This window comes from Paenibacillus ottowii (genome assembly GCF_050516475.1).
Taxonomy (GTDB): Bacteria; Bacillota; Bacilli; order Paenibacillales; family Paenibacillaceae; genus Paenibacillus; species Paenibacillus ottowii.
This window is the reverse complement of sequence record NZ_CP191577.1, coordinates 3,467,888-3,493,130: the sequence shown is the minus strand read 5'-3', so window position 1 is coordinate 3,493,130 and position 25,243 is coordinate 3,467,888. Positions and strand designations below refer to the sequence as shown.

22 protein-coding genes are annotated in these 25,243 nt (G+C 45.0%); 17 read left to right on the top strand and 5 right to left on the bottom strand.

What is annotated here, in order from left to right:
* Window positions 1–79 precede the first annotated feature (79 nt).
* The 3 genes from ACQQ6X_RS16195 to ACQQ6X_RS16185 all read right to left on the bottom strand — a co-directional run bounded on the left by ACQQ6X_RS16195 (window position 80) and on the right by ACQQ6X_RS16185 (window position 2,978).
* On the bottom strand, window positions 80–1,414 hold the full coding sequence (locus ACQQ6X_RS16195) for an ISL3 family transposase (protein WP_305166184.1): 1,335 nt from the start codon (window positions 1,412–1,414) through the stop codon (window positions 80–82).
* A gap of 19 nt (window positions 1,415–1,433) precedes the next feature.
* Window positions 1,434–2,615: an MFS transporter gene (locus ACQQ6X_RS16190; protein ID WP_305166183.1), complete on the bottom strand. Its 1,182-nt coding sequence runs from the start codon at window positions 2,613–2,615 to the stop codon at window positions 1,434–1,436.
* A 72-nt stretch (window positions 2,616–2,687) separates the two neighbouring features.
* Window positions 2,688–2,978, bottom strand: coding sequence for an ArsR/SmtB family transcription factor (locus ACQQ6X_RS16185; RefSeq protein ID WP_058710457.1), 291 nt, complete (start codon window positions 2,976–2,978; stop codon window positions 2,688–2,690).
* 219 nt (window positions 2,979–3,197) lie between these two features.
* Here ACQQ6X_RS16185 and ACQQ6X_RS16180 point away from each other — a divergent pair, with 219 nt between their 5' ends.
* From ACQQ6X_RS16180 to ACQQ6X_RS16140, 9 genes are all read left to right on the top strand, one after another.
* Window positions 3,198–4,133, top strand: a complete 936-nt coding sequence (locus tag ACQQ6X_RS16180; protein ID WP_305166182.1) for an ArsR family transcriptional regulator — start codon at window positions 3,198–3,200, stop codon at window positions 4,131–4,133.
* A 104-nt stretch (window positions 4,134–4,237) separates the two neighbouring features.
* Complete coding sequence (locus ACQQ6X_RS16175) at window positions 4,238–5,152, top strand: class I SAM-dependent methyltransferase (RefSeq protein WP_305166181.1); 915 nt, start codon at window positions 4,238–4,240, stop codon at window positions 5,150–5,152.
* A 221-nt stretch (window positions 5,153–5,373) separates the two neighbouring features.
* Window positions 5,374–7,098 carry an ABC transporter substrate-binding protein gene (locus ACQQ6X_RS16170; RefSeq protein WP_305166180.1) on the top strand — a complete coding sequence of 575 codons (1,725 nt, stop codon included), beginning with the start codon at window positions 5,374–5,376 and terminating at the stop codon, window positions 7,096–7,098.
* 107 nt (window positions 7,099–7,205) lie between these two features.
* The gene (locus tag ACQQ6X_RS16165; RefSeq protein WP_305166179.1) at window positions 7,206–8,159 is read left to right on the top strand and encodes an ABC transporter permease; all 954 of its coding nucleotides are present in this window, start codon (window positions 7,206–7,208) and stop codon (window positions 8,157–8,159) included.
* A 15-nt stretch (window positions 8,160–8,174) separates the two neighbouring features.
* Window positions 8,175–9,101, top strand: a complete 927-nt coding sequence (opp4C, locus tag ACQQ6X_RS16160) for an oligopeptide ABC transporter permease (RefSeq protein WP_305166178.1) — start codon at window positions 8,175–8,177, stop codon at window positions 9,099–9,101.
* A gap of 13 nt (window positions 9,102–9,114) precedes the next feature.
* Entirely contained in the window at window positions 9,115–10,098 is a 984-nt protein-coding gene (locus ACQQ6X_RS16155; RefSeq protein WP_305166177.1) for an ABC transporter ATP-binding protein, read from the top strand.
* The gene (locus ACQQ6X_RS16150; RefSeq protein WP_305166176.1) at window positions 10,091–11,059 is read left to right on the top strand and encodes an ABC transporter ATP-binding protein; all 969 of its coding nucleotides are present in this window, start codon (window positions 10,091–10,093) and stop codon (window positions 11,057–11,059) included. The genes ACQQ6X_RS16155 and ACQQ6X_RS16150 overlap by 8 nt, the downstream gene beginning before the upstream one ends.
* A 233-nt stretch (window positions 11,060–11,292) precedes the next feature.
* Window positions 11,293–11,730 (top strand): hypothetical protein, encoded by a 438-nt coding sequence (locus tag ACQQ6X_RS16145; protein ID WP_305166175.1) that lies wholly within the window; start codon window positions 11,293–11,295, stop codon window positions 11,728–11,730.
* The gene (locus ACQQ6X_RS16140; RefSeq protein ID WP_305166174.1) at window positions 11,697–13,103 is read left to right on the top strand and encodes a 4Fe-4S binding protein; all 1,407 of its coding nucleotides are present in this window, start codon (window positions 11,697–11,699) and stop codon (window positions 13,101–13,103) included. The genes ACQQ6X_RS16145 and ACQQ6X_RS16140 overlap by 34 nt, the downstream gene beginning before the upstream one ends.
* Before the next feature lie 81 nt (window positions 13,104–13,184).
* On the opposite strand, the gene ACQQ6X_RS16135 is transcribed toward ACQQ6X_RS16140, so the two are convergent.
* A complete protein-coding gene (locus ACQQ6X_RS16135) occupies window positions 13,185–13,658 on the bottom strand; it encodes a hypothetical protein (RefSeq protein ID WP_305166173.1) in 474 nt (157 codons plus the stop codon).
* Window positions 13,659–13,772: 114 nt separating this feature from the next.
* Here ACQQ6X_RS16135 and ACQQ6X_RS16130 point away from each other — a divergent pair, with 114 nt between their 5' ends.
* The gene (locus tag ACQQ6X_RS16130) at window positions 13,773–15,143 is read left to right on the top strand and encodes a HAMP domain-containing sensor histidine kinase (protein WP_305166172.1); all 1,371 of its coding nucleotides are present in this window, start codon (window positions 13,773–13,775) and stop codon (window positions 15,141–15,143) included.
* Between the two features lie 101 nt (window positions 15,144–15,244).
* Here ACQQ6X_RS16130 and ACQQ6X_RS16125 read toward each other — a convergent pair whose 3' ends face one another.
* The gene (locus ACQQ6X_RS16125) at window positions 15,245–16,825 is read right to left on the bottom strand and encodes a multicopper oxidase family protein (RefSeq protein WP_305166171.1); all 1,581 of its coding nucleotides are present in this window, start codon (window positions 16,823–16,825) and stop codon (window positions 15,245–15,247) included.
* A 155-nt stretch (window positions 16,826–16,980) separates the two neighbouring features.
* Between ACQQ6X_RS16125 and ACQQ6X_RS16120 the strand changes: the two genes are divergently transcribed.
* From ACQQ6X_RS16120 to ACQQ6X_RS16090, 7 genes are all read left to right on the top strand, one after another.
* Window positions 16,981–17,187 carry a DUF2933 domain-containing protein gene (locus tag ACQQ6X_RS16120; protein WP_305166170.1) on the top strand — a complete coding sequence of 69 codons (207 nt, stop codon included), beginning with the start codon at window positions 16,981–16,983 and terminating at the stop codon, window positions 17,185–17,187.
* Window positions 17,188–17,235: 48 nt separating this feature from the next.
* Window positions 17,236–17,574, top strand: a complete 339-nt coding sequence (locus ACQQ6X_RS16115; RefSeq protein WP_305166169.1) for a hypothetical protein — start codon at window positions 17,236–17,238, stop codon at window positions 17,572–17,574.
* A gap of 76 nt (window positions 17,575–17,650) precedes the next feature.
* A complete protein-coding gene (locus ACQQ6X_RS16110) occupies window positions 17,651–18,352 on the top strand; it encodes a response regulator transcription factor (protein WP_305166168.1) in 702 nt (233 codons plus the stop codon).
* Between the two features lie 418 nt (window positions 18,353–18,770).
* Window positions 18,771–19,763 (top strand): cation diffusion facilitator family transporter, encoded by a 993-nt coding sequence (locus tag ACQQ6X_RS16105; protein WP_305166167.1) that lies wholly within the window; start codon window positions 18,771–18,773, stop codon window positions 19,761–19,763.
* A gap of 199 nt (window positions 19,764–19,962) precedes the next feature.
* Window positions 19,963–21,903, top strand: coding sequence for a heparinase II/III family protein (locus ACQQ6X_RS16100; RefSeq protein WP_305166166.1), 1,941 nt, complete (start codon window positions 19,963–19,965; stop codon window positions 21,901–21,903).
* Window positions 21,896–23,806, top strand: coding sequence for a glycosyl hydrolase (locus ACQQ6X_RS16095; RefSeq protein ID WP_305166165.1), 1,911 nt, complete (start codon window positions 21,896–21,898; stop codon window positions 23,804–23,806). Before ACQQ6X_RS16100 ends, ACQQ6X_RS16095 begins: the two co-directional genes overlap by 8 nt.
* 55 nt (window positions 23,807–23,861) lie before the next feature.
* Window positions 23,862–24,998 carry a glycoside hydrolase family 88 protein gene (locus ACQQ6X_RS16090; protein ID WP_305166164.1) on the top strand — a complete coding sequence of 379 codons (1,137 nt, stop codon included), beginning with the start codon at window positions 23,862–23,864 and terminating at the stop codon, window positions 24,996–24,998.
* The last annotated feature ends 245 nt before the right edge of the window (window positions 24,999–25,243 follow it).

Sequence of the window (25,243 nt, the reverse complement as noted above, 5' to 3'; positions counted from 1 at the left end):
GTATTCAAAGGTTGTTTCCTGCGATTTTGGTGGGTAATAACCTTTTTTAGGATATTCGGATTTTATAATGGAGAAGGGCTTATAGCTGATCCTTCTCCAATTTCTCGATTAAGGAGTCAAGATCGATTCCCAGCAAGATTATTTCTTCTGGCTGACGAACAAATCCAACAGGTGGCATGTTAAACATCGGGAAGTTTTTCTCCCGTAGATCGTAGCTATCAAACTGCCTCTGGTACTTAGGCATACACTGCTTTTTAAGTCCCTCTGTAAAGAGTATCTTGGCTCGTAGGGCTTCAAAAGAGTATCCCCTGCCTAAACGGTTAATGACTCGAACAAGGCTGTTTAGAGATTCCGTATAAGCGTTTGTAATGCGATGGTCGAAGTAGGCGAATATTTCCTCTTCCCAGTTCTTCATAGCCTTTGTAAGTTCTTCAAAAGCGGATTGCAGTTCAGTTGGTATTTTAACTTTCCATTCGTTGTATTTAAGGAGTGCCGTTTGTCTGCTATCACATTCCCAAATATCGAAATATGATTCCTTTAAGTCATAAGCAGTACGGAGAGAAGAATGATTCTTTGTCCAAAGGTCAAGCGTAATTTTATCCATCTCTGTAAGCTCTATACGGCGTTTTAGGAAGATATCACGGTCATGCACCAGCCCGCGGCGTTCTTTTGGCGATAATCCTTCTCGGAGCTGCTTACGAATGGTTTCTAACGCTTGGTTTGCCATACGGAGAACATGAAACTTATCGACGATGATAAGAGCTTTTGGCAAGATAGCCCTCACGGCGTCCTTATATGGTTGCCACATATCCATTGTGACGTATCGTATTTGTCCTCTATTTGGAAGACGTGAGAGGTAGTCTATAACGGTTTCCTTGTTACGATTGGGCAAAACGTCTACCAAAGTATGTTCCTCAATATTGGTTAAAACGCATCTTGGCTTAATAATGTGTATTTCGTCAATCCCAAGCCAATTCGGAGTTTCAAAACGAAGCGTTTCTTTAAGACGATTGAGGTAATCACGAAAGATGTTACGTATCGTTTTTTCATGCAATCCAACATCCTCGGATATGCTGACAAACGTGCGTTTAAGGCTTTGCTTCTCTATATAAGACAATAATCGTTTGGTACAGTTTCGCTTTTCGTCTATGGTGTGATCTAAGTGTTCCCAAAAGGTTCGATTGCAATCTCTACAGCGATACCTCTGACGCTTTATAAGAAGGCCTGCACGCTTGCCATGAATGGGCAAGTCCATATAAACTTGTTCCCTGCTGTCGTGTTTGTAAAGATTGGCTATGCATCCGCAATGAGGGCAAACCAAAGGTGGAGAGTTCGTCACCACTTGTATTAGAAAATCAAATTCATTTTCACTAATACTTAATATGTTGAAGTTTGGAAGATTTAAAATATCCATATGAATTTCTTCTATGCATTTATGATGCAAGTTCCTTTTTTGTTTTTGCGTGACTGGTCAAAATACCGCTGAATATAAAAGATAACAACGAACCGGCAAAGCATATTGCCGCAAACATGCCTACGGCGGAAAAACCGTTAAAAGTCGCGTAAATCAGGCCTGCGATCCAAGAACCGAGCGTTGTCGCAGCGTACATGATTGAATTGGCCAAGCTGGAGATCGTGCCGCGGATGGTTGGATTTAGTGAATTCAGCATTCCCAATATTAGGGGAAAAGCGATCCCCATGTTAACGAATATGAAAAAGTAAACACTTTCGAAGGCCGCAACCGACGTCAAGAGAGGCAACACAATAAAACATATGATAGAGACAAGAAAACCAACCACCAGCGTATTGAAACGGTTTAACGTTTTAATCACATAGGCACCGCCAAAGCTCCCGACTATATTCCCAAGACCTAGAAAAAACATTACGTATCCCGCTTGATCAATTGAAAGGTGAAAGCGATCCGTCACCCATTTTCCAATGAAAGAAAAGGCAGCAAAGAATCCACATTGAAATAAGAAATGAGCGAGGAAAGCCCTTCTTGCCATTCGGCTATTCAATAGTGGGATGTATCTACTGAAAATCGGAGTCTTGGTTTTTTGACCTTGATTTGGTTTCATTTCGGGCAAAGCATAGAAGATGAATACCGCTACTAATAATGCACATGCACCGATTGTAAAAAAAGGATAATACCAATGGGTTGAGGCAAGCAGACTTCCAATAGGGATGCCGAACGCTTGGGAAGCAGCCAAGCCTGCCATGACGATTCCGGATACTTTGGCAATTTTTGACGTTGGAAAAAGAGCAGGGATCGAGGCCCAGACTTGAGGCGCCGTAAATGCTGCGCTGACCCCGGCTAAAAAACGGAATAAGAACATCGACCAAAAACCTGTGGCAAAGCCGCATAGCATGGTTGAAACCGAGAAGCAGACCATGCCGGTAAGCATTACTTTTTTGCGATCCCATCCATCGGAAAGCGGTCCAGCAATCAATGCAAAAATGGCATAACCTAAAGCATAAGACCCCACCATCCAACCGGAATATTCAGTCGGGATATGAAACAAGCTCTGAAGAGTGGGGATGAGCGGAGATATCAAAAACGTATCCGTACCGATAACAAACATGATGAGGAAAAATAAAGCAGTTAATTTGATCATTCTATTCACCCTTTTTAGTTAGTTCTATAGTTCAAAGATTATTGAACTAGTGAATAAAAAAAGAATTTCTTTCTACAACGTATCCAGAAATCCAGGTAAGTAAGTTTGAAATGTCTCCAAATCGATGCTCATATACTTCGTTTGAGCTTCTTTTCGTACCTTGATCAATTTCGCCTCCTTTAAAGCACGCAAGTGATACGAAGTATTCGATTTCGTAGTATCGCGAATGTGTCCTACTTCTCCACAATTCATTTCCTTCTTGCTGGCGTATAGAGCTCGTATGATGTCCAATCTTGTTTCATCGGCTAACGCCTTAAATATTTTGACTCTGAGCTCGTCATTTATTATTTTTTGAGTAGTCATAAAACCATTGTACTAAGATATCGTTACAAATCAAGTCTTTAGAAAAATACCACCATATTTTCCGATTTTCAAGGCAAATGTTTTGATGATGAGATCCTGCTTTGGCTTGGCATCAGTATTGTACGTTCATTTTCGCATGAATGAATCACCAAGAATGAACGGATGTACGATAGTATGTATAATGGACATCAGATATGAAGGAAAAGAGGACAGAAAGCGATGAGCCACGACGTGAATGCTCCTTATGATGTACATGTTGCATATGGACCGGTGTTTGAACTGCTCAGCAGCTTACACACTTTTATTTGCCGCAAGGCTTACAAAAAAACTGATTTATCATCCGGGTGGGCGAACCAAGTGCGTGGAACACTATCTCCGAGCCTGTCTTCGTTACTGGAGTCCATGGAAATCAATGCAGACTGGAAGGTTATTTATGGACTTGTCTGTATGCTTTCTGATCAGGGGGGCGTTGAAGAGGTTGCAGACTGCTTGGAAAGCCAGAATTTACAGGAATTAAAACAACAGGCATCAGCCTATGGGATTCCGCTACCTGACGACATGGAGAACCTCCGTAAACTTGCTTTGCGATTGCTATCCGGCTGGAACGAGGAGTATTTTCGTCACGTGGATACAAGGATTCTCAGCGGCCTGAAACTGGAAGCTGAACGCAGAAAACGGGAAAAGAACGTATATAGCTCCATGGAGTGGGTGGATCGTATAACTAATGGCTTCCGATTCGAGCCTTCCGCTGGACTAACGCAGGTGTTGCTGGTACCGCAATATCATTTTCAGCCGATAAATATTATTTATCGATTTGGGTCACTTCTGTTATGTCATTATTCCGCAGGTGTATATGTTCAGGAGGACGATTTTTTATCACCACAGGAATACCGAATGATTCGAAGCTTGGGGGAGAAGAGCAGGCTCAAGATATTAAAATATTTGTACCAAAGCCAGTCTCCGCGAACTTTTATTGAGATTGTCCGCCATCTCAAATTATCTAAAGGAATCACGCATGATCATATATTTAAGCTCCGTGCCGCTGGCTTCATTCATGCACATTTTGATGGCGAAACATTGCTTGGCTATAGTGCACGGCTTGCGGCTGTGGATGAGATGCATGGGAGTATCCTTGGCTATATGGAGCGAAGGTAAATCATAAAATCAAACATTGACAAAATTATTTATTTGTGCTATAATTTACATTTAATGTCCTGGCCAGGGGAATCTTATTTTTGTTTTTATAGGAGGATAAATGTATGAAGCCAAATGAGTCCAGTTTAACTTCCTTAGTAGCTGCTTTTGGCCGAGCATATCATAGTCAACATGACACACCCAAAATTTTTGATGATTTTATGGTTAAAGAGTTAATTTCCCAAAAAGAATTTTCAGATATTAGAAAGAATATGATTGAAGGGATAACGTTTTTCAATGCAGAGATTGCGCAAAGGTTCAGAGATGATCCAGATGAAATTTTAAAATGGATCACGCAAGTTCAACTTTCTCCAACACCCCTAGCACGTGCTGCGTATTGTGAAAAAGTATTACTTAATGAACTTAGGTTAGGATTACAGCAGTATGTCATACTTGGAGCCGGGTTAGATACTTTTTGTTTTCGACATCCAGAATTAAAAAACAGCTTAGAAATATTTGAAATAGATCATCCAGCAACACAGGAATCTAAGAAGAAAAGGTTAGCTCATGCAAATTTAAAAATACCGAGCCATCTTCATCTGGTTTCTATGGACTTTACCCATCCGTTTTCGTATTCCAATCTATTGGATGAAGGGTTTGCTCACAAAAAGACATTCTTTAGCCTTCTGGGTGTTTCTTATTATTTAACTAAAGAGGAAATTTCAACATTAATGAATCATTTGTTTACCAAGGTCCCATCGGGGAGTTCGATCGTTTTTGATTTTGCAGATGAAAATCTTTTTAAAGAGAAAGGCATGTTTAATAGAGTTGAAAATATGGTAAAAATGGCTTCAGTAAGTGGAGAACCCATGAAATCATGTTTTGCTTATGATGAAATCGAGGAAATGTTAGAAGCTTCAGATTTACTAATTTATGAACATCTATCCCCGGATACAATAAATAGTCTTTTCTTTGATGAGAGAACAGATTATTTGTCTGCGTTCGAAACGATTCATTATATCCATGCTGTAAAAAAATAGTATAGCAAATGAGTAAGAGACAGCCACTTAATCTACTACTAGGGATTAAGTGGCTTTATTTATATTTGTACAAAAATTCGGATAGTTGTTGATAAGCAGAGCTTACACATAAAATAATGCAGTTCTCCCTTTACAGAACCCCAATAAATTCCTATAATGAGGTTTATCATCTTAATCACAACTTGTTCTATCGGAATTTAATCATTTAATTCGGGGGGATTATGTTGAAAAAGAGTATTATTTTACTTAGCAGTCTACTTCTGGCGAGTTCTACCTTGCTAGCGGCTTGCTCCACTGGATCGGATAGCACGAACAATTCTGCTGCTCAAAGCAATGGAGACACACAGACGGCCACTACAGCGCAGCCATTAACAAGTCTGGTGAAGGCTTCTGATATATCCAAATTGCCGGAAGTATCCAAAAAAAGAAACGACACCATTATTGTTGGTCTGACTGACCCGGCCGGGGTATTCACCCCGTATTTTAACCAAAGCGGCTATGACGGGAACGTCATTTCTCAGTTATGGACTCCGCTGGTTACGGTAGACGAGAAAGGGCTTCCGCTGCCCAATCTGGCGAAGAGCTGGGATATTTCCAAGGATAATCTGACGTATACGTTTCACCTGGTTCCCGGTACCCAATTCAGCGATGGCTCGCCTTTGACAGCAGAGGACGTCGCTTTTACCTGGACGTTGATCTATGACAAAGCCTATCCTGGCGACAGCCAAATTCGGAAGCTGAACATTAAAGGTGGCAAAGCTTATACGGAAGGCAAGGCAAAGCAAATTGATGGAATTAAGGTAATTGATCCACAGACGATTTCTGTGACATTGGAAAAACCAAATGCGCTGGCTCTGACCATTCTAGGTGAATATGTGCTGTCCAAAGCTTACTACGGCAAGGATTATAAGTTCGGACAGCTGGATTATTTTAAAAATCTGCATGGTAGCCCATTGGGGAATGGGGCGTATAAGCTGGAAAAATTCATTCCGGGGCAAGAAGTTCGTCTGGAGGCGAATGATCACTTTTTTAAAGGCAAGCCGAAAACGAAACACTTCATTTATAAGACAGCGGAAGGCGATGCATGGCAGTTCATTGAAACAGGTGATACCGATTTTGCTTCCTTTACTGCAACGCAGGAAAATATCGATAAGCTGAAAGGGCTTGGCTTTTTGAATATTCTGCCATATACCCCGAGCACCTACGGATATTTACAAGTCAATCTGGAAAATGAAAAGCTGAAGGATAAAAAGGTACGTCAAGCATTGACCTATGGATTGGATCGCAAAAGCATTTATGTTGACGCAGCCCAGGGAGCAGGGGCGGTCGCCAATATTCCGGCTTCTCCTATATTCTGGTCATACACGACCGATGGGATCAATCCATACAACTACGACCCCGAGCAAGCGAAAAAGCTGCTGGGTGAAGCAGGCTGGATAGAAGGCAGTGACGGCATCCGTGAGAAAAACGGTCAAAAGCTGACCATTCACTTGCTGACCTCCAAACGTCCGGAAACAGATACCTTTATTGCGCTTGCGGCTGAGAACTATAAAGCGATTGGTGTTGACCTGCAACCGGAAATCTTTGCAGATTTTAATGCAATGGTCGCTAAAGTAGAAGGGAAAGATTATGATCTTGCCGCCTTCTCGACCGCCATGCTGACAGACCCATCGGATGGAATTGAGCCATTTGTCAATGGTGAAATCAAGGGATATAACAATCCGAAGCTTAAAGAGCTCTATGAAAAAGGTTTGGCTACGACGAATATGGAAGAACGCAAGAAAATATATAAGGAATTATATGTACTGCTAAATGATGAACTCCCCGTTATTTTCACCAACTACAAGAAGACAGTATATGCTTACAATGGTCGAATGGAACATGTAAAGGTCAGCCCATTCATTGGCTTGTCTGGTAATCTGTTTGAATGGTCCCTTATTAAATAAGCTGCCTTTGCAGGCCCCTTGTGAAGAACGTCAGGTTCGGATCAAGGGGTCTGCCAAATGGAGGATGCGTCATGAGTAGCCCGACCATGAATTGAAAGGAGTCTGTCATGAGCTCGTTTTTAACGAAAAGACTGTCGTATATGATTATTATTTTGTTGGCGGCTTCGATGATGATTTTTTTCCTGTATGCCATGACACCGGGAGATTTCATTAGCGGTAATCTGAAACTGTCGCCAGAGAGAAAGGCAGAGCTGAGGGAAATTTACGGGTTGAATAAGCCTATTCTTGAACGCTACGGAAACTGGCTAGGCAATGCGCTGCATGGTAATTTCGGCTACTCGCTCGCCCAACAGAAACCGGTGCTGACCTTATTTAATGAATATATCTGGAACTCGTTCTTGTTGGCTATTGTCTCCACCTTTCTGACCTGGCTGATTGCAGTCATTATTGGTGTGATTGCTGCATACAAGCAGTACTCATGGTTCGATACGCTGGTCATGGTGGTGATTTTTGCCGCGATGTCTGTACCCTCTTTTTTTATCGGGCTGTATCTGATCAAAATTGCGGCGGTCGATCTGAAGTGGCTGCCACCGGGCGGTATGCTCAATACGGGCAGTAACGCTACAGGCATAGAGTATGTGAGGGAGGTTCTCCAGCACATGACTTTGCCGGTAATCGTAATGACACTGCTGGGATTGGGTTCGCTGACCCGTTACTTCCGCAGCAATATGATCGATGTGATCCAGCAGGATTATATTCGCACAGCCCGTGCAAAGGGCTTAAAGGAAAGAAAGGTGCTTTTTACACATGCATTGAGAAATGCACTATTGCCTGCCATTACGCTTGTTGGCTTTGAATTGCCTGCGCTGTTTGGCGGATCTCTGATTATTGAAAAGATTTTTAACTGGCCCGGGATCGGTCAATTGTACATGCAGTCCTTTTCGCTTCGGGATTATCCGCTGTTGATGGGCTTCACGATGCTGATTGCCATATTGAGCGTGATCGGGACGCTGTTATCCGATATTTTATATCGCATTGCTGACCCGCGTGTGAAAGTGTAAGAAGGGGGCTAAGGAATGTCATCCGTGAGCAGTAATTTGAGCAAGAGCAACGGCAGACTGCGAATAAGTACCAAATCTTCAATGTGGAAGCAAGCGCTCCGGCAGCTGTTCAGAAATAAGCTTGCTATGACTGGACTGCTTGTTGTGGTATTTATGTTTTTGCTCTGTTTTATCGGCCCGTTATTTTCTCCTTATTCCGATAACAAAACGAACATATTATTAATGAACAAGGCGCCGAATATCCATCACTGGCTAGGAACAGACAAGCTGGGACGGGATGTGCTGACACGTGTGATGCAGGCTGGTCAAATATCTCTTACGGTGGGTTTGGCTTCTATGGTGTTGTCTGTCGTTTTAGGTGCGACGCTGGGAGTTATATCCGCTTATTTTCGTGGAATTGTGGATCAAATCATTATGCGCATTGCCGATTTGTTGCTGACGATACCCAGTTTGCCGTTGCTATTTATTATGGGGGCGCTGCTGTCTGACTGGAAGGTTCCGCCTGATCAACGGATGTATATCGTCATGTTGATGCTGAGTCTGGTCAACTGGCCGGGGATTGCCCGGATGGTGAGAGGTCAGATGCTTAGTTTGCGGGAACGGGAATTTATGCAAGCTGCGATGGTGTTGGGACTATCGAATCGCCGCAAGCTTTTTAAGCACCTGCTGCCGAATATTTTGCCGTTGCTGATCGTTATCGCTACATTGAACATTGGCGGGGCCATCCTGAGTGAATCTGTACTTAGCTTCTTTGGTCTTGGCGTGCTGCCCACGACACCGACTTGGGGCAATATGATTGATGCTGCCAACAATGTATTGGATTTTCAGCAACGACCTTGGTTGTGGATACCGCCAGGCCTGTCTATTTTTGCTACAGTCATCGCTATTAATATTTTGGGTGACGGGCTGCGGGATGTACTCGACCCGAAACATAAGAGGTAGGTGATCATGCACCATGGACAATTTACTTTCCATTGAACATTTAAGTACTCATTTTTATACAGAAGAAGGAACGGTCAAAGCGGTGGATGATATCAGCTTTCGTGTGAAGCCAGGGGAGACGGTATGCATTGTCGGTGAATCGGGCTGTGGCAAAAGTATTACTGCCATGTCGATCATGGGGCTGATTCAGAGTCCCGGTGGTAAAGTGGCAGGTGGAAGTATTCGTTTTGAGGAAACCGATCTGCTGGAGCTAACTAGAAACGAGATGCGCACCATTCGCGGGCATGAAATATCCATGATTTTTCAGGAGCCGATGTCTTCATTGAATCCGGTGATGACCATTGGAGAACAACTGTCGGAGCCGCTGCTGGAGCACTTAAAGATGAGCCGAAAGGAAGCACGTAAGCGGGCGCTGGAGCTGATCGAGCAGGTCGGTATATCCCGACCGGAGCAGATTTTAAAAAGCTATCCGCATGAGCTGAGCGGGGGGATGCTGCAGCGCATTATGATTGCCATTGCCGTTTCTTGCGGTCCTAAGCTGCTCATTGCGGATGAGCCGACCACGGCGCTGGATGTTACGATCCAGGCACAGATTCTCGACATGTTGCGTGAATTTAAAGCCCAATCCAATATGTCGCTCATGCTCATCACACATGATTTAGGCGTGGTCGCAGAGATGGCTGATTACGTCATTGTGATGTATGCGGGCAAGATCGTCGAGGAAGGCGAAGTGGTGCAGCTATTTAATCACCCCAAGCATCCCTATACTCAGGGGTTGCTCAAGTCCAAACCGGTGCTTAATCAGCGTCAACAGGAGCTGTATTCCATCCCTGGGCAGGTGCCTAATCCGCTAGAGCTGACGACGTCCTGTTATTTTCATGACCGCTGCGGGCATTGCATGGACATTTGTCGTATACAGGAGCCTACATTAAAAGAAGTTGCAGCTCAGCAGAAAGCATCCTGCTGGTTGTATGAGGAGGCGGTTGTTCATGGCTGAGCCGTTGCTGGAAATAGACCGTTTAAAAACGTACTTCCCGGTGAAGTCCGGTTTTATGAATCGTACTACAGGAAACGTGCGCGCAGTAGACGATATTAGCTTTACGATCCGTCAGGGTGAAACCTTCGGCCTGGTGGGAGAATCGGGGAGCGGTAAAAGCACGGTGGGCCGCACGATTGTGAGATTGACGGATAAAACGGAGGGTACCGTAAAATACAAAGGGGTGGATCTCCACAGCTTGTCAGCCAAAGGGATACAGGAACTTCGTCCCAAAATTCAGCTCATCTTTCAAGACCCGTACAGCTCGCTGAATCCGCGTGTGCGGATCGGAGATGCCATTGGTGAGGCGCTGCTCGACCACGGTATAGCTACCAAAGAGGAGATCCGGCAAATCGTGCTGGATGTGCTCAAGCTGTGCGGATTGTCGGAATATCATATCGACCGTTTCCCCCATGAATTTTCAGGAGGCCAACGTCAGCGGATTGGCATTGCCCGCGCGCTAGCGCTTCAACCGGATCTGATCATCGCCGATGAGCCGGTGTCAGCGCTGGATGTGTCCATACAGGCGCAGATTATTAACCTCTTTGCCAAATTGCAGGCCGAGCGAGGTCTGACATATTTGTTCATCTCCCACGATTTGAGTGTAGTGGAGCATTTATGTTCCCGTATTGGCGTCATGTACCTAGGCTCTATGGTCGAAACAGCTTCGCGTGACGAACTATTTGGGGATCCGTTGCATCCGTATACGAAGGCGTTGCTGTCGGCTGTGCCTATTCCGGTGCCGAAGCTGAAAAGGGAACGCATTTTGCTAAAGGGGGATATTCCAAGTCCGGTTAATCCGCCTTCGGGCTGCAAGTTTCATACTCGCTGCCCTTTTGCAATCGAGCGCTGTTCCCAAGAGATCCCGCTTTATCGTGAAGCTCGTCCAGATCACTGGGTGGCTTGCCATTTGGCTGAATGAACAGAGTTAAGTCAGTCAGTTTTGCAGCCGTTGACACGGCAGACCGTTCACCGCAATGAAACGGTTCTGCTAGATCAACGGCTTTTTGATGTGCTAGAGAAATTTGAATATGTCTTGAAATATCATCTTTTTTTGGGTTTTCGTGTAATTCGCGCAATTTCTACATAGTTTCTACACACTTTCTTTTTACAATAACTCAGATTAAAGCACTCATATAAGGAAGGAAGAGATGAATGAAAAGATGTGGAATCATCGTTGTGCTTATTGGACTCCTTTCGTTTGTCAGCACAGCGTTGGCAGATGAGGTTACAAAACACGATGAGCATGGACGAGCAGGGCACGAGACGGTACAAGAGCTACAGAACCCGGCAAAAGAAGAAATGACTTCTGATATGCAGATGGATGGGACTAATTCCCACATTATGACTATGGAGGAACACCAAAACATGAACATGGATATGGACATGGGCACCAGTAAAGATTCAGTTGGCCCTAATACATCTGCGGAAAGTGGTGGACACGGCGGGCATGGCGGACACGGTGAGGAAATAGTAGTAGAAACACCTCCAAATATTCCGGTGTTAAGCACATTTGCAGGCATTATGTTGGCATTTATCCTCTATGGAGCCTGTCGTAAATGGTTACTGAAGAAGGGGCGTGCTCAAGCATGATCAACCCGGCCAATAAAACGCAGCAGGTGAGCATCCCTCCTGAAAAAAAGAAATATAATTTGTTGGATATTCCGTTTGTAAAAGCCTTTATTAAGAGCCGATGGTATCCCGGAATATTCCAGTGGGCGGCTATGATCGTATTTTCTGTTATTGTATATGAACTGGTTGCCGGAACGGTCAATCCCAGTCGAAATTTTGGAACTTCATTGACGTGGGTGCTGTGGTGGCCAGCCATTCCTATTATTTTTCTGGTATTGGGTCGTTTCTGGTGCGCAGTCTGTCCTTTTGGTAAAATCAGTGACATTGTTCGCAAGCTGGTCGGGAGCGAAAGGCCGATGCCGAAGTTTTTAAAGAAATATGGAATATGGATGATTGATATTTTTTTCATCATGATTACATGGTCCGATCACATTTGGGGGATCATTGAATCGCCGCGCGGTTCCGGATATCTGCTTCTTGTTCTGACGACGATGGTTGTCGGTACTTCCGTATTTTTCGAAAGAAGAACCTTTTGTAAAACACTTTGCTTTCTCGGAGGATTAGCGGGCAACTATTCCCGTTCAGGTATGCTGGAGCTTCGGGGAACACCTGACGTTTGCAAAACCTGCAAGACACAATCCTGTTTTAAAGGTGACGGCAAGACAGAAGGATGTCCCATGTTTCAATTTGTCCGTACAATGGATGACAGTGCGGATTGCAACCTTTGCGGAAACTGCGTGAAGTCATGCCCCAACAATTCCATCCGTATTACCCCGAGAACGCCGACTGCAGAACTGTGGGGAATCAAAAAACCAAAAGCCGAGCATGCATTTTTGGCAGCGGTTATTATGGGAATCGTTTTTGTACAAAATCTTACGATGTTAGGAATTTGGCAAGATATTTTAGAAGTCATTAGCAAGATCACGCAAACTACCTACTACCCGGTGAATTTTACGGTTGCTTTTGTGGTTTCCATGATGATTCCAATCGCCATGCTGTGGGGGACAGCGAAATTAACTGCCAGCAAAGGAACATCTGAGAAAGTAAAAGAGAATTTCGTGCGTTTTGGTTACGCCGTTATTCCGCTTGACTTGGCTGGTCACTTGGCGCATAATCTTTTCCACATGTTCACGGAAGGAAAAGCCATTTGGTTCAATACGGGTAATTTGTTTGGCTATACATTAACCGGAGACCTGGCATTGGCTTCTGTGGGTACTGTACAGCTTATGCAGTATCTTGTTATTCTGTTGGGTCTTGTCGGTTCAGCCTATACCGTGTATCGCATAGGGAATAGGGCTTCCTGGAAAAAGTTGCTGCCTTATTATGCGCTAATGATTTTGCTCGCAGTAATCAATATATATCTGTTCTCTTTACCGATGGACCACCGGGTATAGCTCCTGATAACACAACAGCCAGCCTTCCTCGTACTACGGGTCGGCTGGCTGCTTTGTTTGCCAAAGCATAATTGCCTGGAGTTACAGCTCTTGACGAAACATTTCATCCAATGCTGGCTGGACACTTGTTGGATCTTGGAGCGATAATGTCGCTGCAACGGATTGAAAAAGAGAATCTGGCAGGATGTTTCTTGCACTGTTCAAGTTAGGGTAAACGATCAAGTCTATCCTTTTAATCATGGCCTGTTCCTGAATAATCTGACCGTCTTTAAATTGAACCTGGTTATTAACTGATTTTTGTACCAGGATGTTTGTTTTGGGTGTCATAAAGATTTCGAAAAGAATAGAGGGGTAGACAACTCCGTTAAAATTCGGATTGATCACATAATCGTAAGGATCGTTCTTCGCTTCGTAGTTTGCGAGCCGTTTGACAAACAATTTCTTTACCTCTTGGTTATTAGGAAATTCAAAAACGATTTCTGTGTAGCCATGCGAATCCAGCACCGATCTGTTAACATTGCCTTGTAAGGCCTGATTCATTATTTCTTGGGTCACACTTTTACCTCCCTAAAACAGTATGTTGAAGCTTGTTATTAAAGTAACGAAAAATTATAGAGAATCCATGTGTTTTTTGTGGTCAATTTGTGAATGCAGGATAAGGAGGATCGCATGAAATGGAATAAGGTTTATTTAAAACTCAGTCTCACCATGTTTAGTTTGTTTCTTGTGATTTTGGTCTTGCTTAGTGTGGTTATCAACCAGCTATTCAGTAACTTTTATACGAAAAAAGCACATGAGGAAGCAAATGAGCTGGCTTTGCACTTATCCGTTATGCTTCGTGATCGAATCTATGCTGTGGAAACGATGGCCGAGTTCTCCGAAGCTAACATTTATCTAGTGAATGGGCAGGGTCAATTTCTTGACATGTCTTCTACAAAGCAGAAAAAGATTCAGGAATGGCCGAATGTGTGGGAAAATACACGATTGCTTCAGGGGAAGCAAATTGAAAAAGAGTTTACTGCAGGTGATCAGTTGTATTTATTGCATGGTATCCCGGTTAACCGTTCGGAAAATCCTGCTATCAAGGGGATTTATGTCGTGAGTTCATTAGAACATATGATAGAATCGATCCGCTCTGTTCGTTACCTTATTGGCTTTGCAGGTTTTGGTACACTGCTGCTGGCGCTCGGCTGTATTTTTATCCTTGCCAAAAAGCTGTCTGCTCCCTTAGTAGAGATGGAAGCGGCTACTCGTAACATAGCAAAAGGAGAATTGGAAGTACGTCTTCCCGTCCGTTCCCATGACGAAGTAGGCTCATTGTCAGGCGCGATTAATGACTTGGCTATGGAACTCAAACGATATCGTGACTCGCGCTCAGAATTTTTTGCGAATGTCTCTCACGAGCTTCGAACTCCTGTCACTTATATCAAGGGGTATGCGAATGTCCTGGCCAATGGACTCGTGGATCATGAAGAAGAAAAACAACAATATTTACACATTATAGCTGATGAAGCTCATCGATTAACGGTGATCATTAACGATTTGTTTGAGCTTGCCAAAATGGAGGAAGGGAAAATTACATTCCATTTGGAATCCGTTGATGTAAGGCGAGCTATTGAAAAGTCGGTAGATAAGGTAAGAATAAAAGCGGAGCAAAAGGGATTACAATTGGTATCCGCTCTGGAAATGATACCACGATGTCTTGTCGACCCTGTCCGCTTGGAACAGGTGTTTTTAAACTTGCTTGATAATGCCATACGTTATACCAGAGAGGGGACGATCAAACTTACTTTACAGCAAGAGAATGGATTCGGGGTTATTATGATCTCCGATTCAGGGTCAGGAATTCCTCCAGATGAGCTTCCTTACATTTTTGAACGGTTCTACAGGGTGGAAAAGTCCCGTTCGCGGGAGCTTGGAGGTACGGGACTTGGCCTTGCCATTGTCCAAAAATTAGTGCAGTTGCAAGGAGGGACGATTGAGGTAGAGAGTGCAATGGGACAAGGGACCGTCTTTCGTTTGTCCTTTCCTTTGGCATAAACAGGAATGATATAGAAAAAAGCTGCTTGAATGTAAAGCCAGATTTCCTGGATAAGGAAGTCTGGCTTTTGTACTGGGCAAAAATTTGCTTTATTCAGGAACTATTCAGGAGTGTTGTTCAAGTTCGGATCAGGTTGGAACGTTTTTTGAAAATCATTATATTTCAGGTCCGTTACCATACCAGCAGAGGCATGATGTAAGTCGTGACAGTGAAACATCCAATCACCGGGATTATTGGCTGTAAACGCTACGATATATTCTTCTCCAGGTTTAACATTTAAAGTGTCCTTATATACGGGGGAACCTTTAAGCGGAATTCCGTTTTTGCTTAGGATTTGAAACGTGTGACCGTGCAGATGCATAGGATGGTCATCGTTGGCAGATGTATTTACAAAACGGACTTTCACCTTATTTCCAGTTTGTACAGAAAGCGGCTCCGTGTCAGGATACACCTTGTTATTGATCGTATATTCCTGTTTTCCCTGCTGTTCACGGGTTCCCAGATTCATGGTGTAGCTTACATCATACACATCATTCAACGAAAACCGTCCTGCTTGCGATTTTCCGTAGCTTGTCAGATCTACTGCAGGCAGTTTCGTTAATGGATCGGGTTGATCATTTGTTCCCTGCTCATTGGTGTATTGAATACGCTGCTTCATGTTCGAAATCCTTGGGCTGGAACCGTGCTCCTCCAGGTACCACGTTCCCGGGTTATCGGCCTGAAATTCAATATCCACCCGTTCACCGGGGGCAATCGAAAGAAGCTTGTCCTTTACCCACTTCGGATCAGAGACAGGATTGCCATCGGTAGCAATGATACGGTAACGATGTCCATGCAAATGAAGCGAATGACTCAAATATCCGGCGTTAATCAAGCGCAGACGAACGGTGTCTCCTTGGGTGACTTGCAGCGGCTGCAAGCTATTATAAGTTTGGCCGTTTATCGTATAGAGATCATACATGCTCATATCATGTCCCGGCTGAGTAGAGGTAGGTTGTTCATTTTGGCCGCTTGAGTCGGTTTTGGTTGAGGAATGATCCATGCCGTGCATGCTCATGTCCATATTTTTCATGCCTTCATGATCACCCTCCGAGCTTGAACTCATCCATTCATCCAACATTAACGTATAATCCCGATCCGCTTTCACCAGTTCATCTTCCACAACAAAGGAACCATAAAGTCCCTTATCGACCTGATTGACGCTGTCCTGATGGGAATGATACCAGTACGTGCCGGGAACCGTTGCTTTAAAGGTATAAGTAAAGCTCTTGCCTGGAGCAATCGCATTCTGCGTGATCCCCGGAACACCATCCATTTTAAAAGGTACAGGATATCCATGGATATGCAAGGAGATGGGCACTGTTAACTGATTTTTCACGGTAATGTTTACGGTTTTTCCTTTTTTAATTCGGATTTGGGGGCCTGGCACTGAGTTATTGAACGTCCAAACCGGAAGGGACGTTCCTTTTTCTACTTCCAGGTTACTGGCCTCAGCCGTTAAGGTTGCCTGTTCACCATTTAATTCAGTGGGCTTAATCGTTTGTTTTAATGATACTGCTGTGGACGCGGTTTCTTTAGATACTGATGTAGATTTAGCGTCTTTAGCTGTTGAACAACCAGCCAAGATGCTACTGAGCACAAATATACCCAGGATTGTCTTTCCAAGTAAAGCTTTATTCATGACGTATTTCCTCCTTCTATTATTAATAAGACGCATTATAGGTCACAATCTTGTGGAAAGTATGAAGTTGCCACAAATTTTAATTATAAGAATTTCCTCATAAAAACCACACAATTAAGGGCTATACTCAAGACGCCCAGAGAGGAGGGATTAGCATGGATTGGAGTTGGCTGCTTGTGCTTGCATGCCCTATCATGATGATTTTTATGATGTTTGGCATGAAAGGACATCATGGTCATGGTAATGGTAAAAGAAAGGAAGAACAAGATGCGGTAAGCCGATCAGAGTATGAGGCTCTTGTTAAGGAAAACCAGGCAATACAGAAGCAATTAAATCAGATACATGAGAAGGTTCATGGATGATAGCTTTTAGATAAATGAAAAAATGAGACGAAACGGAGCGAATAACTGATGAAAAAGAAATACTGGTTGCTTGCGGCAATGATCGTATTGCCAATAATTGGATTTAATCTGGTGAGTCAATGGAACATCGGTCAAGCTAAAGGTAGTGAACAGTCGCTTAAGTCTGATCAAGCAGCCGACCATGCGCATATGTCAAACGTTACGATGAGTATGATGAATGAAAATGGAGGTATGCACGTATCTATGAGTAAAGATATGGACATGGAGGGGATGATGGATCATCAGAAGAATATGCAAAAAATGATGGTAGGTAAGGAAGGCTCGGAAATGTTGAAGCAGTGTCAAGAAGCTTTAAAGTCATCTAAAAATGCAAAATCAGGAATATAACCTCAAATGGATACTTGTTCTCATGTTTGTTATGCTGATGTAGGGACAACGACTTCATTAAGGTAGGGGAATAGGCGTGAGTCAGTTAAGAGTGCTTGTGATCGATGACGAATGGAATATGCGAAATCTTCTTCGCATTTATTTAAGTAACGAAGGGTTTCACGTAACCGAATCATCTAACGGAAGTGAAGGTTTGAAGGCTTTTAGGAGCCAAACGCATGACGTTGTATTATTAGACGTTATGATGCCGGATATGGACGGATGGCAGGTTTGCAAGAAAATGCGAGAAATTGCGCCTGTTCCAATACTCATGTTAACCGCTCGAGGTGAGGTTAAGGACAAGGTACTGGGACTTGGCATAGGGGCGGATGATTATGTCGTGAAGCCTGTCGACCCGGAAGAACTTATTGCCCGAATTTATGCATTGTTGCGACGCTCCAGCCATCAAGCCCATGCTGTGGTCAGGGAGCAGAAGCTTACCTTCCTAGATTTAACCATCTATCCGGAACGGCGGCAGGTAGTGGTGCTGAACGAAAATATCGACTTAACACAAAAGGAGTATGATATTTTAGAATTATTAGCCCAGCATCCACAACGAACGTTCGAACGGGACGCTATCGTTGAACGCTTATGGGGAAACGATTTTTTGGGAGAAAATCGAGTGATTGATACTCATATCAAAAACATTCGAGAAAAATTGCAGTTTGCTGAACTGTCTTATAACCCTATAAAAACGGTTTGGGGAATAGGCTACAAATGGGATGATTCGTCTTATTAGCTCGCTTTAAAACATAGAGGTGAATGATGAATAAATCGGATTGGACAATTGCTGTCTCCATAATCTTCGTCGGCTTGTCTTGCATGATCATGTCAGCAACCGCGTATGCACCAAATCCGATGTTATCCTACTTTGGAATCATACTGAAATTATCAGTGGTCGCCGGTATATTGACATCTTTGTTTTGGCTCACATACTTATGGTTGAATAATAGAAAAAAATAATACTAGAGAAAAAAAGCATGCTCCAGATTCTAAGGAGCATGTTTTTAGCTTTTTTTTATGGGATGCATATCATTGTTTATGTTGCTTCTCTTCTAATGGTTAGGTAAAATATGGACGGGTTAAAAATAATACATAACAAGCGATTACATCATGTGAATATGTCAGATTATGTATACCTCAGGAGGAGCTGCAAGATGGAAGTGAAACAGAGAGAGGACTCCTTTTGGAGTATGGTCAAAAAAGGAAATAAATCTTCGGGCTCGGCAGCGTTGGGTAATACCGGCATTGCCCTGATTAAGGGGATTGCTTTTGCCTTGACAGGTAGCGGCTCTATGTTTGCTACGATGATGCATTCTATTGCGGATGCAGTGAACCAAATGTTTGTATTTGCGGGTAGTGTATTGGCAGAGAAAAAACCTACGAAACGTTTTCCTACCGGCTTCGGACGGGTAATTAATCTTTTTTGTATGGTTGCTGTTATTGTCGTAACGATTATGGCCTATGAAACTGTATTGGAAGGAATTCATTTATTGCAGCATCCGGCCGAATCCGCGCAAGGATTTTGGATTAATGTAGTGGTCTTGGTTTTGTCATTGGCGGTTGACGGATTTGTATGGAGCAAAGCGATGAAAGAAGTGCTCCATGAATCCAGAGTGGAAGCCAAGGGACTCGGTATTTTTACGTCTGCGTTCCGTCATGTGGGACGCGCTGCGCCGCCAACTCGTCTGGTGTTTTATGAGGATTTGGTAGCAACGACAGGCGGGGTGCTTGCCTTGCTAGCTGTAGTGGTCACATCGCTGACAGATTTTAAACTGCTGGACGGGATTTCAAGTATTCTCATCGGTTGTCTAATGGTTGGTGTTGCTTTTCGGGTCGGTTATGACAATATGGTGGGCTTGATTGGTGTATCGGCACCTCCTGATATCGAAGAACGTGTGGCTTCCATTATTCTGGCAGATACACATGTGACTGATATATCTCAAATGCGTATTTTGCAGGAGGGACGTTACTATCACGTTGAAGGGGTGATCGAGCTTACTCCGGGCATGACGTTGGCAGATGCTGATGATATTAAATTTAGAGTCGAGGATGCTCTGTTACGTGATCCTAATATTTCAGATGCCGCATTGGGGATTCTGGAGGATGACGGGATTAGAAACTGGAAACAAGAGAAACCTAAAGCTTAGAATAACGGATCAAGCGAACCTGTATAGAACGCAAGAACATAAAATAAGAACCTTCATGACCCCATAACGTGGTCATGAAGGTTTTTTTATATTTTTCAAATGTATTCCTACCCCTTTGAATTTAGGCTGATTGTTAGATACAATGAAAGCGTTAACAAAAAAAGACGGAACGAATGCTTCTCACGGGGAGGAAATGCGAATGAGTCTTCTGAAGGAGACTTGGCCTGCTTCGCGGCTCGTCAACGCGCTGGCTGGCAAAGTGCAAGATTCAGCAAGACAACGGTTAAGGAGCAATTGGACCCAAAGGCTGCGGGCAACGGTCGAGGAACCAGCATACGCCGAGCTTTGGAAGGACATTGGACGTATCTGTAATGATGCTCGGGAAGCACCATGGCCTGAACTATCATTGTCTCTGTTCCGACAATTTGCTAATACAGGAGAGCGCAAGCCGTATGAGGATGTGTACTTTGAACGGCGCGGACGTCTGGTTGCTATCGTGCTGGCAGCTGTTGCTGATCCAGTGCCTCGAAATATGAAAGAGGTGGAAAACGGATTGCTGGACATATGCAGCGAGTACACTTGGGCGCTTCCTGCACATGTCAATGAAGAGGACACTGCAACACCGCCTGGGCAGCAGGTGGATTTATTTGCTTCCGAAACAGCGCAAATGCTGGTGGAAATTTTATTGCTGCTCGGGGAAAGACTGGCTGACCGCGTAGTCGTTCAGGTACACAAAGAGGTCGAGCGCCGTGTACTGGAACCAGTTTTTTGGCAGCCTCGTCATTTTGGCTGGGAAACGGCAGAGCATAACTGGTCGGCAGTATGTGCCTCCGGTTGCGGGATTGCTGCATTGCTGCTGGAAAAAGACGACCTTTCCAAAGCGGTAGCCATCGAGCACATGCTGGGCGCGCTGGATTGTTTTTTGGCAGGCTACAGTGAGGACGGCGGATGTCCTGAAGGCGTAGGTTACTGGGTGTATGGCTTTGGTTATTTTATGTATTTTGCCGATGTGCTGCGTGAGTTTACCGAGGGGGCAGTAGATATTATGAACTTGGAAAAGGTAAGGCAAATCGCAGCCTTCGCAGAACGGGTCCACCTGTCAGACGGTATTTTCGCTAATTATTCAGACAGTAGTGAAACGGAACGATTGCCTTCCGGACTCATCTCCCAGGTGAATTTTTTGCGAGGGAGCCCATCTACACTCCCTTTCCGCGTCCCTGGCCTGTTGGAAGATCCGTGTCGCCGCTGGGCTCATGTATTGCGCAACCTGGTCTGGACGAATCCTGTGGCTTATGGATACGGTGAAGGCGTAGTCGATTATTTGCCGCAGCTCGGGTGGTTGATGTGCCGCAGCCGGAGATCCAGTCATGGTGGACCTGGGAGACAGCAGGATGAATCAGGTGCCGTACTAGCATTTTCAGCCAAGGCTGGGCATAACAATGAGCCACACAATCATAATGATCTTGGGCATTTCATCCTTCATGGCGGTGGCGAAAATGTACTCTGTGATCTGGGAGCAGGCTTGTACACGAAAGCTTATTTTTCACCGGGACGGGAGTCGATTATCAATATTTCCTCCAGCGGTCATTCCGTGCCCATCATCAATGGCACCACGCAGCAATCTGGAGCAAAGGCAAGGGCGGTTGTGTTGGATGCTGATATGGATGAGCATGAGGGAGCACAGACAGTTACAAGGTTTAAGCTTGATTTGACATCTGCGTATCCTGTAGATGAATTGGCTACTTTCACCCGCTCCTTTGCCTGGAGTGTACCGGAGGGAAACGAGGGAGCAAGGCTTACTGTTACAGATCATTTTGGGTTTGAGAAGTCTGGCATGAACGTAAGGCCGTGGGATGTGGAAGAGCTTTTGATCAGCCGTATTCAGCCTAGCGCAGGAGCAGGCTTCGTGGAATGGAGGGGAACAAATGCCGTGGTTAGGCTAGATTATGATGCTGGCGTACTGAGGCAGAGGTTGGAGGCTGTAAAGCATATAGATCATGACGGGGTCCCCTTTGTGTTTTATAAAACGTCGCTGCAACTGGACTCCAATCGCTGGGATGGTTCAGCAAGTATCGATTGCAATCTGTTTTTTACCATACATCAATCTTCATGTTTAATGGGAGGCATACAGAATGAATAAGCTTCATACAGGCAGCGTATACCCTTGGCAGACGGAACTGGAGAGATTTATAGAACAGGTGGAAAGCGCACCAAATCGAGAAAATGACGAATGGACACACGAACGTAAGCTGGCTGTGCTGGAAAAGCTGGTTCGTGCATATGCCTCGTATCAAGATGACAACGGAGCTATCATTGACCCTCATTCTGAAAGTGAACGGTATTACTCCACTCCCTCCTATGCGTTGGCTGCGGCTGTGCTGGTCAAAAAAGGCCGGCATGATTTACTCGAATCTGCTGCTGCAGCCTTGACGCATAGCATAGTCTGTGTAGTGGAGGAAAAAGCACCGGATCATCACCCGGACTTTTTTCCAATTATGGTGATGGGTGCGTATCGTATCCTTAAAAATCTACTGCCAGAGCAAGCCATGGCTTGGAAGCAGCAATTGAGCAGAATTCAGCCTGAACAAGCTTACATTTTTACGATGAACAAAATGAAGAATCCGAACCGGATGATCAACTGGAACGCAATCATGATTTCCGGCGAGTTTTTGCGTGCCGAAGAAGGGATTGCAGCTGATTCTGAGTGGATGGAGACGTATATCCGCAACTACCATTTGCCTCGCTTTACTGGTTTGGGACTGTACCAAGATGGTCCACTGGATCGGCCTAATAGCCCATTTGCTTACGATATTGTCACACGATTTCATCTGGGCGTGATGCTGGAGAGCGGATATAATGGCGGCTGTGCTTCTGAAGTGCGTGACTACCTTCGCAGGGGCGCACTCAGCTCATTGCTGACTTTATCCCCGCATGGGGAAATTCCTCCGCGTGGAAGAAGCGCACAGCACCAATGGAATGAAGCTGCTGCAGCCTTTGTTTTTACAACACATGCGCAGCAGGCGTATACATCAGGCGAGTATGGCCTTGCAGGTGCATTTCGGCGGGCAGCAGATCTTTGCTGGCAATCCATTGACCGTTGGCAGAACGATGATGGCAAGCTGCATATCGTCCGCAACTATTATTCGTCAGAGGCACGGCATGGATTTGAGGTGTACTCGAATCATACCTGCTACAGTCTGTGGACGGCAGCTGCACTGGCCTATACCCTTCTACACGGGAAGGAGATTGATCGTATTCCGCCAACTTTTATCCCGGCAGAGATTGGCAGTCGGGTATTGGCAACGGACGGCTGGTTTCAGACCGTCATTGCAGCTGTAGATGGACAGCAAATGCTTGTACAAACCTCAATCAACGATCCATACAATATTCCGGGGATCGTACGTATCCAACGTTCTGCACTGCCGTCTCTGATCGGCCCGTCCTCGGCAGGACACGCAGATCGCGGCTTTACGGGATTCGCAGAGGGAGATATTTTCCCGCTGAGCTATACACCAGCCTGGCAAACCGAGGATGGAAAGTGGCACAGCTTGTCAGAAGGAATCCCCGGTACATTGGAGTTTGACCGGGATGGAGGAATTGATCCGCAGGATGGCGGAGGAAACGTACAGTTGGAGCACAGCTCAGCGTCTGCTGGAGAGACAGATTTTACTCTGCTGTGGGAAGGTCCATTCCCGGGAGTGAGGGAAATCCGAACGCATTACCGTCAGGTGCCTGGCAAAATTGAAGTGTCGTATGAGCTTCAAGGCAATATTCAGCATGTGGGGGCCCTTATTCCATTAATGGCGTATGACGGTCAGGAACGAAGCGTGATTCATCATGTAATGGCAGCTGGGGAGGAAACTGAAAGCATTCGAGTAGAATATGCGGGTGCAAGCCTTGAAGTTATCCCCACGACGGAAGGAACAAATGTCGTATGGCCTGAAGAATTAACCTCCGTAGCCTGCCGAAATGGATTGCTTAAGGGAGCGCGTTTGGAGTGTGGCGGCAGTAGCATTTCCTTTATCATTCGGTTAGCTGACTAGTTTAGGTCGGGAGTTGTAGTTATCTTCAAACATGTGGAAGTGGAGGGAAAAAAGAATGATAAAATCAGAAGCATGGCTGGAGCAATCATGGGAGCTGGCATTGGATAAAACGCATGCCTTGGCGGCAAGACTGGGGGATGCCTTTCCACATGTTGCCAAGGGTGGACGTTATGATAATTGTGAGGAAGCGTGGTGGACAGCAGGCTTTTATCCGGGACTGCTATGGCTGGTCCATCGGACACGTCCTGACTGGGAGACCGCCAAAATTGCACAACGCTGCGAGGCCCGATTGGAAAAAATACTCTACAATAGCGAAGCAGTAGATCATGATCTTGGGTTTATTTGGCTGCTCAGCGGTGTGGCCGCCCATCGGTTGACTGGAGATTCAGAGTCCAGAAGACGGGGATTGTTGGCTGCTAATTTGCTGGCGGCCCGTTTTAACGTGAATGGCCGCTTTATTCGCGCATGGAACTTCCATTCGAAGGACATGGATACACGAGGTGTTGCGATTATAGACAGTATGATGAATTTACCCTTGCTCTATTGGGCTTCGGAGGAAAGCAGAGATCCACGCTTTGCTGCTCTTGCTGTTCAGCATGCAGATACCGTGGCACGTGAGTTCATTCGTTCAGACGGCTCCATCGCGCATGTGATTGAGTTCGATCCGGCGATTGGAAAAAAGGTCGCTGAGCATGGCGGGCAGGGATTTGCTCCCGGTTCCGCCTGGGCACGCGGCACGTCTTGGGCCCTGTACGGTTTTGCGCTGTCATACGGGTACACGCGCGATTCGCGTTATTTAAAGGTGGCCGAGAACACGGCTGACTTTTTCCTATCCCAGTTGGGCGACGCTTGCCTGCCTGTGTGGGATTTTAGAGCCGAGGAAGGGCACCGCGAAGCATGGGATTCGTCAGCTGCGGCCATTGCCGCCAGTGGTTTGCTGGAACTGGCAAAATATTCGGCACGTGCAGAGAAATTTACAAAAGCTGCAGAATCCATCCTCAAGGGCTTGCATCATACCTGTACGGCATGGGGCGAAGAACATGAGGGATTGCTGATGAACGGAACCGTACATTATCCTGAGCAAAGACACATCAATGTGCCCATTATCTACGGCGATTACTTCTTTGTCGAAGCATTGGCAAAGCTGCGTGGTGAGGAAGGTTTGTTTAGTGTTGAAAAGCGAGAAGCATAGTGAGTCAGATGGGCAGGAACAACCCCATTTCCAATCGGGCTGTTACTTGTCAAATGCACAGAATGAATAGTAAGCAGCGTATGTGTAATCTCGTTTACGCATACGCTGTGTTTTTTTAGCGTGTGAAAAAGACTGAATTTAATTCGATGCCAAAGTACTACATATAGGTAGATAAGAGCCCAGCGGTATTAATTTCTTGTCCAAACAGATGAATAGCATAGTATATGAGCTCTTTATTCCTATTA